The organism is Actinoplanes sp. TFC3, from assembly GCF_001553785.1.
GTDB lineage: Bacteria > Actinomycetota > Actinomycetes > Mycobacteriales > Micromonosporaceae > Actinoplanes.
This window is the reverse complement of the sequence record NZ_LOJP01000002.1, coordinates 560,995-572,117: the sequence shown is the minus strand read 5'-3', so window position 1 is coordinate 572,117 and position 11,123 is coordinate 560,995. Positions and strand designations below refer to the sequence as shown.

10 protein-coding genes are annotated in these 11,123 nt (G+C 70.3%); 6 read left to right on the top strand and 4 right to left on the bottom strand.

Annotated features, from left to right (window positions below; all coding sequences use genetic code 11):
• Nucleotides 1-896: glycosyltransferase family 39 protein (locus TFC3_RS29690; RefSeq protein ID WP_153040600.1), on the bottom strand; the 896-nt coding region annotated here is incomplete at its 3' end.
• A 65-nt stretch (nucleotides 897-961) separates the two neighbouring features.
• Between TFC3_RS29690 and rsmI the strand changes: the two genes are divergently transcribed.
• A complete protein-coding gene (gene rsmI / locus TFC3_RS29685) occupies nucleotides 962-1,825 on the top strand; it encodes a 16S rRNA (cytidine(1402)-2'-O)-methyltransferase (protein ID WP_067508658.1) in 864 nt (287 codons plus the stop codon).
• A gap of 8 nt (nucleotides 1,826-1,833) precedes the next feature.
• On the opposite strand, the gene TFC3_RS29680 is transcribed toward rsmI, so the two are convergent.
• The gene (locus TFC3_RS29680; protein WP_067508656.1) at nucleotides 1,834-3,030 is read right to left on the bottom strand and encodes a hypothetical protein; all 1,197 of its coding nucleotides are present in this window, start codon (nucleotides 3,028-3,030) and stop codon (nucleotides 1,834-1,836) included.
• A gap of 107 nt (nucleotides 3,031-3,137) precedes the next feature.
• Between TFC3_RS29680 and metG the strand changes: the two genes are divergently transcribed.
• Both metG and TFC3_RS38880 read left to right on the top strand, forming a co-directional pair.
• Nucleotides 3,138-4,922 (top strand): methionine--tRNA ligase, encoded by a 1,785-nt coding sequence (gene metG / locus TFC3_RS29675; RefSeq protein ID WP_067508654.1) that lies wholly within the window; start codon nucleotides 3,138-3,140, stop codon nucleotides 4,920-4,922.
• A gap of 215 nt (nucleotides 4,923-5,137) precedes the next feature.
• On the top strand, nucleotides 5,138-6,451 hold the full coding sequence (locus tag TFC3_RS38880; protein WP_067508652.1) for a PKD domain-containing protein: 1,314 nt from the start codon (nucleotides 5,138-5,140) through the stop codon (nucleotides 6,449-6,451).
• 41 nt (nucleotides 6,452-6,492) lie between these two features.
• On the opposite strand, the gene TFC3_RS29665 is transcribed toward TFC3_RS38880, so the two are convergent.
• Nucleotides 6,493-7,527, bottom strand: coding sequence for a hypothetical protein (locus TFC3_RS29665; RefSeq protein ID WP_067508650.1), 1,035 nt, complete (start codon nucleotides 7,525-7,527; stop codon nucleotides 6,493-6,495).
• Between the two features lie 67 nt (nucleotides 7,528-7,594).
• On the opposite strand from TFC3_RS29665, the gene TFC3_RS29660 reads away from it, so the two are divergent.
• On the top strand, nucleotides 7,595-8,479 hold the full coding sequence (locus TFC3_RS29660) for a TatD family hydrolase (RefSeq protein ID WP_067508649.1): 885 nt from the start codon (nucleotides 7,595-7,597) through the stop codon (nucleotides 8,477-8,479).
• Here TFC3_RS29660 and TFC3_RS29655 read toward each other — a convergent pair.
• Nucleotides 8,476-8,922, bottom strand: coding sequence for a hypothetical protein (locus TFC3_RS29655; RefSeq protein WP_236718515.1), 447 nt, complete (start codon nucleotides 8,920-8,922; stop codon nucleotides 8,476-8,478). The genes TFC3_RS29660 and TFC3_RS29655 overlap by 4 nt on opposite strands.
• A 69-nt stretch (nucleotides 8,923-8,991) precedes the next feature.
• Here TFC3_RS29655 and rsmA point away from each other — a divergent pair, with 69 nt between their 5' ends.
• Together rsmA and TFC3_RS29645 are read left to right on the top strand one after the other, a co-directional pair.
• Entirely contained in the window at nucleotides 8,992-9,894 is a 903-nt protein-coding gene (rsmA, locus tag TFC3_RS29650; protein ID WP_067508648.1) for a 16S rRNA (adenine(1518)-N(6)/adenine(1519)-N(6))-dimethyltransferase RsmA, read from the top strand.
• A gap of 255 nt (nucleotides 9,895-10,149) precedes the next feature.
• Nucleotides 10,150-11,097 carry a 4-(cytidine 5'-diphospho)-2-C-methyl-D-erythritol kinase gene (locus TFC3_RS29645; protein WP_067508647.1) on the top strand — a complete coding sequence of 316 codons (948 nt, stop codon included), beginning with the start codon at nucleotides 10,150-10,152 and terminating at the stop codon, nucleotides 11,095-11,097.
• Nucleotides 11,098-11,123 lie beyond the last annotated feature (26 nt).

Genomic DNA, 11,123 nt, shown 5'->3' with positions numbered 1-11,123 from the left:
GACGGGAAGAAGACCACGGGGGGGGCGAGGCGGACCCCCGGGTGCCCCAGATCACCGAGCGGGCGGGGGGGGGGGGGGGGGCCCCCCCGGGGGGGGGGGGGGGCCGGGCCCCGCCACACAACTACGAGCAGGCCGAAGAACGGTGCGAAGAACAGCGCACTCCACTTGACACCGCAGGCCAGGCCGAAGGCGACACCGGCGGCGAGCAGCCACCACGGCACTATGCGCGGCAGCGACCGCGCGGAGGCGGGGTCGTAGCCACTTTCCAGCGTGCGTAGCCAGCGGCGCCGGTAATGGTCGCGGTCCAGCAGCAGCGCCGCGAAGGTCATCAGGACGAAAAGGCCGAGGAAGATGTCGAGCAGTGAGGTGCGCGACAGCACCAGCTGGAAGCCGTCGAGGGTCATCAGCAGGCCCGCGGCGCCGGCCAGCACGATCGAATGGAACAGACGGTAGGCAACCCGGATCAGGATGAGGATCATCAGCGTGCCGGCGATGGCCGCGGGGAAGCGCCAGCCGAGCTCGTTGTTGCCGAAGACCTTCTCGCCCGCGGCGATCAGCCACTTGCCCAGCGGCGGGTGCACGACGTACGCCGGGCCGTTGGTCTTCTCGTCCCACTCCACGCCGTGCTGCAGCATGTCCCAGGCATCGGTCGGGTAGTAGACCTCGTCGAAAATGTAGCCCTTGGGGTGGGTCAGACCGACCAGCCGCAGGATCGCGGCGACGCCGGTGATCAGCGCCGTGACCACCCACGAGTACGGGTTCAGCCAGTTGTCGAGCGTGGCAAGCCGGGTCCGCACGGACTCCGGGACGCCGCGCAGCCCTCCGGCCGCCGCCTCCCTGGTCTCGTCCGCAGGCGGGGCGGTGGGGGTCTCAGTCTCAGCTGTCGCCGAAGTCACCCCGCGATCGTAGGCGGACCTGGCCCCTGGTGAGAAACAGACGCAGCGTGTGGTGGACTCCTTGGGTGACTGAGGGCGTAACCGAAAGTGGTCCGGGGCGGGTCGTGCTGGTCGGTGCGCCGCTGGGCAACGTGGGCGACGCCTCCGCCCGGCTGCGCGAGGTGCTGGCAAGCGCCGACGTGGTCGCGGCCGAGGACACCCGGCGGTTGATCCGGCTGGCCCGCGACCTCGGGGTGCACGTGGGCGGGCGGATCGTGTCGTACTTCGAGGGCAACGAGGAACGGCGTACGCCGGACCTGGTGGCGGCGCTGCGCGGCGGGGCGGTCGTGGCGGTGGTGACCGACGGCGGCATGCCGAGCGTGTCGGACCCGGGATACCGCCTGGTCCGCGCGGCGCTGGATGCCGGTTTCCCGATCACCGCGGCGCCGGGGCCGAGCGCGGTGACCACGGCGCTGGCGCTGTCCGGGCTGCCCAGCGACCGGTTCTGCTTCGAGGGCTTTCTGCCGCGCTCGGGCTCGGGGCGCCGCGCCCGGCTGCGCGAGCTGGCGGCCGAGCCGCGCACGCTGGTGTTCTTCGAGGCGCCGCACCGCATCACCGGCGCGCTGCAGGACTTTGCGAGCGTGTTCGGAGAAGGGCGCGAGGCCGCTGTCTGCCGGGAGCTGACGAAGACGTACGAGGAAATTCGCCGCGGTCCCCTCGGTGAGCTCGCCGTCTGGGCCGCCGGAAGTGAACCGCGCGGCGAGATCACCGTGGTGGTTGCCGGAGCACCAGCCGGCCCTGCCGAACGCCCAGCCGACGAGGATCTGCGGGCAGCCGTGGCCGAACGTGAGGCCGCCGGGGACTCCCGCCGCGATGCGATCCAAGCCGTGGCCGACGCCCATGGGCTACGCAAGCGCGAGGTCTACGAGCTGGTGCACGCCAGTCAGTAGCTGGCCACTCAGTAGGTGGCGACCAGGAAGCCGGCCAGCAGCACGAGCGGCCCGGCCAGGCTGAGCAGCACCGCGCCGCGCCGGGCCCGCGCGTTTTCCAGCCGCCTGGCCCCGGTCAGCCCGGCGATGCCCAGCCCGCAGATGATCACCAGCAGGAAACCCAGGGTCCAGCGCAAGTGGACCAGCAGCCCGGTCTCCCCGGTGAACGCCTGGCGGCTGGTCATGCTGACCATCCGGGCCGGCATGACCGAACCGCCGGCCTTCTGACCCGGCTGCACCCCGAGCAGAGCCAGATCCTGTACGGCGTAAGCCCCGCTGTCCGCCGTGAACGTCCCCATGCACCGCTGCGTCACGCCCGACCCGCTGCACCGGCTGACCACCGCGGTGCCCTCCTGCCCGTGTCCCACCGCCAGCCAGAACGGCTCGGCGCTGACCCAGGAGAAGAACGCGGCCACCAGACCGAGGGCGAGCAGCGCGATCAGGCCACCGAGCGGTCGCCGGGGATCGCGGGGCTTGCGGCGCGGCGGGTGCGCCAGTTTCTCGCGGGTGGCCTGGGGCGGCCAGGCGGCATCGGCGGCGCGTTCCTCCTCGGTGCGCCAGAACGGGGAGGTTTCCAGGAGCGCGGCCGTGCGCTCTGCTCGTACCGCATCCTGCAGTTTCCGGTCTGCTCTTGCTTGATCGTCCTTCGCACGGCGGAACCGGGGTAGCACGACAGTGGGCCGGTTCTCGACGGTCTGACCCTCGATGTGCGCGGTCTGGGCCGGCGCCGGGCGGGTGTCCTCGGCCGGCAGGGCGGCCAGCAGGTCGACGATCGTGGGCTCGTGCTCGGGGTCCACCGGTTGCGGCTCGGCGACCGTGCGGGCGGCGTACGAGGAAGTCGTGCCCTCGCTGTTGAACCGCTCGTCGTCCACCTTGTCGTGTGGGGATTCGGCGCCCTTGGTCTCCGGCGGGGTCTTGAGCAGGGCGGCGGTGACGTCCTGCATGCCTGCCTCGTGGGCGGCCGCGGCTTGCCCGGTGTGCTGGGCCTGCTTGGGCGGTTCCAGGGTCGCGGCCTCCCCGCCGGAGGGCTTGGCGCGCGTGGCCGGCGGCGGTTCCTGGGGGCCGAGGTCGCCACGCCACCAGGCGCCGGTGCCCGGGTCCGACCAGGTCCACGTGTTGCCCTCGCTGCGTGGCGTTTGCCCAGGCTGCGGCGCGTCTCCGGTCATGGCTCCCATTGGACTACGGGTCCGGTCACCAGTCAGGGAGATAAACCGCGTGTCGGACAAAAAGGCGGCTCACAAAGCCGGGGGCGCAGTCACTACGCTTGGACCTCATGAGTCACGTTCTCGCCGCGGTCGCCTGGCCCTATGCCAACGGCCCGCGCCACATCGGTCACGTCTCCGGCTTCGGGGTGCCCTCCGACGTTTTCAGCCGGTACATGCGGATGGCCGGCCACGACGTGCTCATGGTGTCGGGCACCGACGAGCACGGCACGCCGATCCAGGTGCAGGCCGACGCCGAGGGGGTCACCGCCCGTGAGCTGGCCGACCGTTACAACCGGGTGATTGTCGAGGATCTGCGCGGGCTCGGCCTTTCCTACGACCTTTTCACCCGTACGACCACGCGGAACCACTACGCAGTGGTGCAGGAGCTGTTCAGCGGGCTGCACGAGAACGGCTACATCGTCGCGAAGACCACGCTCGGGGCGATCTCCCCGTCCACCGGGCGCACGCTGCCCGACCGCTACATCGAAGGCACCTGCCCGATCTGCGGTTACGCCAGCGCCCGCGGCGACCAGTGCGACAACTGCGGCAACCAGCTCGACCCGGAACAACTGGTCAACCCGCGCTCGAAGATCAACGGTGAGGTGCCCGAGTTTGTCGAGACCGAGCACTTCTTCCTTGACCTGCCGGCCTTCGCCGAGGCGCTGGGCAAGTGGCTCGATGCCCGCGAGGGCTGGCGGCCCAACGTGCTCAAGTTCTCCAAGAACCTGCTGGAGGACCTGCAGCCGCGGGCGATCACCCGCGACCTCGAATGGGGGGTGCCGATCCCGCTGGAGGGCTGGCGTGATCGTACGGACAAGCGGATCTATGTCTGGTTCGACGCGGTCATCGGGTATCTGTCGGCTTCGATCGAGTGGGCCCGTCGCTCGGGCGACCCGGACGCATGGCGCCAGTGGTGGCAGGACGCCGATTCGCGCGGCTACTACTTCATGGGCAAGGACAACATCGTCTTCCACTCGGTGATCTGGCCGTCGCTGCTGCTCGGCTATTCCGGCGAGGGCGACAAGGGCGGCAAGCCGGGCTCGCTGGGCGCGCTCAACCTGCCCACCGAGGTGGTCTCCAGCGAGTATCTGACGATGGAGGGCCGCAAGTTCTCCTCCTCGCGCCGGGTGGTCATCTACGTGCGCGACTTCCTGGAGCGTTACGACGCCGACGCGCTGCGCTACTTCATCGCCGCGGCCGGGCCGGAGTCCAACGACACCGACTTCACCTGGGCCGAGTTCGTGCGGCGCAACAACGACGAACTGGTGGCCGGCTGGGGCAACCTGGTCAACCGCTCGATCTCGATGGCGGCAAAGAACTTCGGGGCCATCCCGGAGGCGCTCGATCTGACCGATGAGGACCGTGCGCTGCTGGAGGTGTCGAAGGCCGGGTTCGCCACGGTCGGCGAGCTGATCGGCAAGCACCGCCAGAAGGCCGCGATCGGTGAGGCCATGCGTGTGGTCGCCGAGGCCAACAAATACCTCTCGGACCAGGCACCCTGGAAGCTCAAGGACGAGGCGTCCAAGCCGCGCATGGGCACCGTCCTGCACGTCGCGCTGCAGGTGGTCAGCGATGCCAACACGCTGCTGACCCCGTTCCTGCCGCACTCGGCGCAGAAGGTGTTCGAGCTGCTCGGCGGCACCGGGGTGCACGCGCCTATGCCGTCGATCGAGGAGGTCGACGATCTCGACGGCGGCCCGGCCTACCCGGTGCTCACCGGCGACTACACCGTCGGTGCGAAGTGGGGGCCGGTGGAGCTGGTGGCCGGCACGCCGCTGGCCGCGCCCAAGCCGGTGTTCCGCAAGCTCGACCCGTCGGTCATCGAGGAGGAACTTGAGCGCCTCGGGTCCTAATTGAGCATTTGGAGGGGGTTCCGCCGGTGTGGCGGGACCCTCTTCCTCATTTTTGGCTGGGAATCGGATTGATCGGCGTTGCTTTCATCGGGTACCTTCAGCGCCGACCACGGGGGAAACGCTAGCGTTTCATCGGTACGGCGGCGTTCTGACGTTTCGGCGTACCGGATTTCTGTCTCTTCCGTCAGGGTCATACCCCTCAAGAGGAGTTTGCCTTGAACGCACGCCTCACGCGGCCGTTGCTGGCCGTCGTCGTCGGTGCTCTGCTCGCCGGCGGTGCCGGTGCCGCACCCGCCCTCGCCGACACCGGCCGGGACTCGGTTGCCGACGCCGCCGCGGTGCTGGGCGACGAGCCGGCCGACACGCCGTCCACGCCGGCACCCGAGCCGACCACCCCGGAGCCCAGCACGCCGGCTCCGGACCCGTCCACGCCGACTGAGGACCCGTCGACACCGACGGAGGACCCGTCTACGCCGACGCAGGACCCGTCCACGCCGACCGAGGACCCCTCGACGCCGACGCAGGACCCGTCCACGCCGACCGAGGACCCCTCGACGCCGACGCAGGACCCGTCCACGCCGCCGGTGACCCCGCCGGCCCCGGACAAGACCGCTCCCAAGGGCGCGTTCTCGCTGAACACGACCTCGCTGTGGGCCGGCCAGAAGGTCACCTTCACCCAGGGCTCGGTCACCGACAACACCACGCCGTGGCAGCAGATCACCCGCTCGGTGAGCTGGGGCGACGGCACCTCCACCACGCTGCGGGCCTCCGGGCAGGCGCCGGTGAACAAGCTGTACGCCAAGAACGGCAAGTACACGGTCACGCTGAGTGTGAAGGACGCCGCCGGCAACGTCGGTAAGGCGACCAAGGTCGTCACCGTGACCACGCCGGGCAAGTGGAAGCTGGACAAGACCAGCCTCTGGTCCGGCCAGAAGGTCAAGATCACGCTGAGTGGCGTGCCGGCCGGCACCACGAAGATCAACTTCAACTGGGGCGACGGCTACACCAACTGGGTCAAGCCGAAGAACCAGTCGTTCACCGGCCTGTACTACCACCGCAAGAACGGTGGCCTGGTCAAGGGCAAGATCACCCTCAAGGCCACGTTCTACAACAAGTACGGCGCCACGTCGGCGTACACCGTTGCCACCGTCACCCTGAAGACCGACTCCTGGGCGCCGGTCGTCAAGGTGAAGAAGCCGGCCAGCAGCAACCGGATCAAGTCCTGGAAGACCGTCACCGGCACGGTGAGCGACAAGGGCTCCGGCGTGCCGTACGTGTACGTCTTCGTCAGCCGCATCTCCGGCAGCAAGGTGTACTGCTACACCCCGCAGAAGAAGTGGAAGCGGGTCTACACCGAGACCGACTACAACAACTGCGTGCCGATCGCGGTCAAGCCCGCCAAGGGCAAGTGGTCGGTGAAGGTCAACGGGCTCGCCAAGGGCACGATCTACGTGGACGCGATCGCCTGGGACTGGGCGGACAAGCAGAGCAAGTGGTCGTCGGTGAAGGCCAAGCTCACCCGTAGCTGATCGACAACCCGGAAAAGCCCTGAGCCTGGCTCAGGGCTTTTCTATATCTCGTACGGCAACTCGGCGATGTGGTGGTCGGCCAGCTCGCGTACCGGGGCCCACACCTCGTACACGCCGCGTTCGTAGCAGCGGGCGCCGACCGCGTTGATGGCGTCGGCGTCCGGGCGGATCAGGCGCAGCCGGGCCCACGAATCGTCGCGCTGCAACACCCACACGGCGACGTTGCGCCAGTGGGCCTGCTCGGCGCGGCGGGACAGGGTCTGCACCGGGTAACGGGCCGCGCGGGTCAGTGCTCGTACCCGGAACTCCTCGGGCGGATCCGCGACGGCCTGATACTCGTGCTCGTTGATCCGGCCCACCAGCCGGGCCGACCCGGCGTCGGTGCACGGCACGTACTCGCGGTCGGGGCTGACGCCGGGAATGCCCTCCAGCAGGTGCCGCCATCGTGGACCGGCCAGCCGCAACCATCCGTGCTGCTCCGGCTGGTACGAGTACAGCACCACCTCGTCGCCGGTCCCCGGATAGGCCAGCAACTGCGCGTTCGCGGGCAGCGGCAGGTCGGCGAACCCCGTGGTCACAAACTCCGGGATCAGGTCGTCGGTGCTGGGTACGAACCCGGTGCCCAGCACCATCGGGCCCACCCGGGAATGCGCCGGCACCGCGGGCAGCCCGGCCTGCACCCCGCCCATCGGGATCTCGAAGTCCTTCGGATCGGTGGCCCGCCAGCGCAGCGCATAGGCGACCCCGTCGTCTGGCGTGCCGTCAGCGCGCAGCATGGCCAGCTCGGCGGGCATCCGCAGGTGCGCGACGTCGCAGGCGCGGAAGCAGAAGCCGGATGGCAGCCAGCCCGCCAGGTGACCGGCGAGCTGGGCGGCGGACAGCACCTTGATCATGCGGGTGCCGCGGCGTACGGCGGCGGTCGCCCGGATCCGGTGCAGCAGGGCGTCGTCATGGTGCCCTACCGACTGGCTCATCTCCTGCACCCGTGCCCAGGTCAGGTCGCGGCGCAGCGGTGCCATCAGGGCAGGTTCGAGAGGGTCGGTGCCGACGTCGGCGCTCTCACCGGTCACGGTCACGGAGAGGAAGCTAGAGGTCGCAGGTTGCCACGAGGTGAACGTAAAGTAGCCCGGATCTGGGTATGTGATGCTTGTCCTGATGAGTAGACAAGAACAGTCCGAGGCACGTCGGCGTGGCGAGTTCCCTCCGCCACCGGAGCCCCTGGCCGTACCGGTGTTCGACAGCCACACGCACCTCGACATCACCGTGCATGAGGCCGGGGCGATCACCGCGGGCGCCGACCCGGTCGAAGCGCTCATCGCCGCTGCGGCCAAGTCCGGTGTGGACCGTCTGGTACAGGTGGGCGTGGACGTACCATCTTCGCGGTGGGGGGCCGGCCTCGCCGCCCGGCACCCTGCCGTGCTCGCCGCCGTCGCGCTGCATCCCAATGAGGCGCCCCGGCTCGACGACCTGGATGAAGCCCTGCGCGAGATCGAGGCGCTTGCCGCCCTGCCGCGCGTGCGGGGACTGGGTGAAACAGGCTTGGACACCTTCCGTACGGCCACAGACGGGCTCGCCGCGCAACAAAAGAGCTTCCGGGCGCACATCGCGATCGCCAAGCGGTACGGCAAACCGCTGATCATCCACGACCGCGACGCCCACCAGGACGTGTTGCGCATCCTCGACGAGGAAGGTGCCCCGGACGTGGTGGTGCTGCACTGCTTCTCCGGTGACGCGGAGTTCGCGGCCGAGTGCGTACGCCGCGACTACTTGCTCAGCTTCGCCGGCACGATGACCTTCCGCAACGCCGCCCACCTGCGCGAAGCGGCCGCGCTGACCCCGCCGTCGCAGATGCTGGTCGAGACCGACGCGCCGTATCTGACCCCGGTGCCGTACCGGGGACGCCCCAACGCCTCGTATCTGATCCCCGTCACCCTGCGCGCCCTTGCCGAAACCACCGGGCAGGACCTCGACACCCTGTGCGCGGCGATCTCCAGCAACGGCGAGCGCATCTTCGGCCCCTGGAGCTAGTTCAACGGGTACGCCGCACAGTCCAGCTCCTCGCCCAGGCCGCCGAGCAGCCTGGCGAACGTGGTCGGCGCAGCGTTCAACGGCCCCCGGGAAACGAAGCGGATAGCCCAGCGGTTGCCCTGCGCGACATTGAAGATGCGGTGCACCACCAGCGACCCGCGCTCGTCGGCCGCCACGCTGGTGACCGCGCAGTACCACCACTCGCCCTGCTGGGTGAGCGACCGGCCGGCCCGGTCCACGGTCACCGTCAGCACACTGCCGTCCTTGGTCACGGTGAACTCGTCACCCTGCCCAGGGCGCGCCGAACCGGTGGCGGCCAGCGGCGAACGCCCACCGGGCCGCGCGTCGAGCAACACGGCGGCGACCTCATCCGGGGCCGCCTCCACCACGCCCCGCAGCTCCAACAGCTCGACCATGGCTTCGTTGTACTCCGTCGCGTCCATCGCCGCTGCCCCGCGCTCACACGTCACGCCTGCGGGAGCCGATCGGCGCGCCCCGTAGGCTGTGCTGTCATGGCTGACGCACTTCTCGGCCCGGCGGAGATCCGGGACCTTGCCGGGCGCCTCGGGGTCGCCCCGACGAAGAAACTCGGCCAGAACTTCGTGCATGACCCCAACACCGTGCGCCGCATCGTGGCCGCCGCCAACCTGACTCCCGACGACGTGGTGCTGGAGGTGGGCCCCGGCCTGGGCTCGCTGACCCTGGCTCTGCTCGGCGCGGCCGCCCACGTGCACGCGGTGGAAATCGACCCGGCCCTGGCTGCTGCCCTGCCCGCCACGGTGGCCGGGCGCGCGGACGGGGCAAAGCTGACGGTCCACCCGGCGGACGCGCTGAAGGTGCAGGCCGGCCTCTTCGACCCGGCCCCGACCATGCTGGTGGCGAACCTGCCGTACAACGTGGCTGTGCCGGTCGTACTGCACCTGCTGAGCGTGCTGCCCACCCTGCGCGGCGGCCTGGTCATGGTGCAGAAGGAGGTGGCGGACCGTTTGGTCGCGGGCCCCGGATCAAAGGTGTACGGGGTGCCGTCGGTCAAACTCGCCTGGTACTCCGAGGCCAGGGCCGCTGGGCGCGTACCCCCCGCAGTGTTCTGGCCCGTCCCCAACGTCGACTCCGGGCTGGTCGCCTTCACCTGCCGCCCCGCCCCAGTGGCCGACGTGCCCCGCACCGCGGTGTTCGCCGTGGTGGACGCGGCGTTCGCCCAGCGGCGCAAAACCCTGCGGGCGGCGCTGGCGGGCTGGGCGGGCGGCGCCGACGCGGCGGAGAAGGTGCTGGTAGGGGCGGGAATCAGCCCCCAGGCCCGCGGCGAGTCTCTGACCGTGGAGCAGTTCGCCGCCATCGCAACGGCCGCGTCGGTCAGCGCAGCCAACGGCAAGCTCAGCGCGTCCGGCACCCGGCACGAGAAGGCGAACCCATGACGGCAGCTTGCCGAGGATTCGGATGCCGAGCTGGTGCTGACCGCGCCGTCTGAGACCAAGCTGCCGCTCCGGGCCATCACCCCCTGATTGGGCTGCGGCAACGGTGCTGAGGGGCGGCGGTAAGCTCAGCGGCGTCCGTAAGGCAGCACGAGGAGGTGTCCCCATGACGGCGGAGCCGATGGCCCCTGCGCGCGGGGTGCCCAACCCCGTTTGTCAGCTCTCCGCGGTGCAGCTCCCGGCCCGGGACCTCATCCCGTGACGGAGGCGTGGGGGCCCGACGACGACAAGCCCCGCCGGTATTCCGGACCCGTGCGCGTCCGGGTGCCCGCGAAGATCAACCTGCATCTGGGGGTCGGGCCGCTGCGGGAGGACGGGTTTCATGAGCTCAACACCGTCTACCACGCGATCAGCCTGTTCGATGAGCTGACCGCCCGGGCCGGGGACACGCTGACCCTGACCATGGAGGGGGAGGGCACCGGCGAGCTGGCGCTGGACGAGAGCAACCTGATCATCCGGGCGGCTCGGGCACTGGCGCAGCGGGCGCGTGTCCCGGCGTACGCGCGGCTGCATCTCCGCAAGTCGATCCCGCTGGCCGGAGGACTGGCCGGGGGCAGTGCGGATGCTGCCGCCGCGCTGCTCGCCTGCGACCTGCTGTGGGGGACCGGTTACACCAAGGAGGAGCTGGCCGAGATCGGTGCCGAGCTGGGCTCCGATGTGCCTTTCCTGCTGCATGGCGGCACCGCGCTGGGCACCGGGCACGGCGAGGCGGTCAGCCCCATTCTGGCCCGCCCGACCACCTGGCACTGGGTCGTCGCGGTTGCCGACGGGGGATTGTCGACGCCGGAGGTCTACCGCGAGCTCGACCGGCTGCGGGACAGCTCGTGGGCGCCGGAGCCGCTGGAAAGCCCCGGCGAGCTGATGACCGCGCTGCGCCAGCGCAAGCCCGCGGTGCTCGGTGCCGCCCTGGCCAACGACCTGCAACCGGCGGCGTTGTCGTTGCGGCCCGCCCTGGCCGAGGTGCTCAAGGCCGGGTACGACGCCGGGGCGGTGGCCGGGATCGTTTCCGGTTCCGGGCCGACCTGCGTGTTCCTGGCCAACGACGCGGCGCACGCCGAGAAGCTGGCCGCCGAGCTGGAGACCACCGGGGTGTGCCGGGCCGCCGTGCCTGCGCGGGGCCCGATGCCCGGAGCCCGCGCCGTCTGAGCGAAAGCGGCCCGGCTACTCTGGAA

Coding starts and splice junctions, on each gene's coding strand:
- metG (WP_067508654.1), top strand. CDS start 3,138: ATGAGTCACGTTCTCGCCGCGGTCGCCTGGCCCTATGCCAACGGCCCG.
- TFC3_RS29660 (WP_067508649.1), top strand. CDS start 7,595: ATGCTTGTCCTGATGAGTAGACAAGAACAGTCCGAGGCACGTCGGCGT.
- TFC3_RS29680 (WP_067508656.1), bottom strand. CDS start 3,030: ATGACCGGAGACGCGCCGCAGCCTGGGCAAACGCCACGCAGCGAGGGC.
- rsmA (WP_067508648.1), top strand. CDS start 8,992: ATGGCTGACGCACTTCTCGGCCCGGCGGAGATCCGGGACCTTGCCGGG.
- TFC3_RS29655 (WP_236718515.1), bottom strand. CDS start 8,922: ATGGACGCGACGGAGTACAACGAAGCCATGGTCGAGCTGTTGGAGCTG.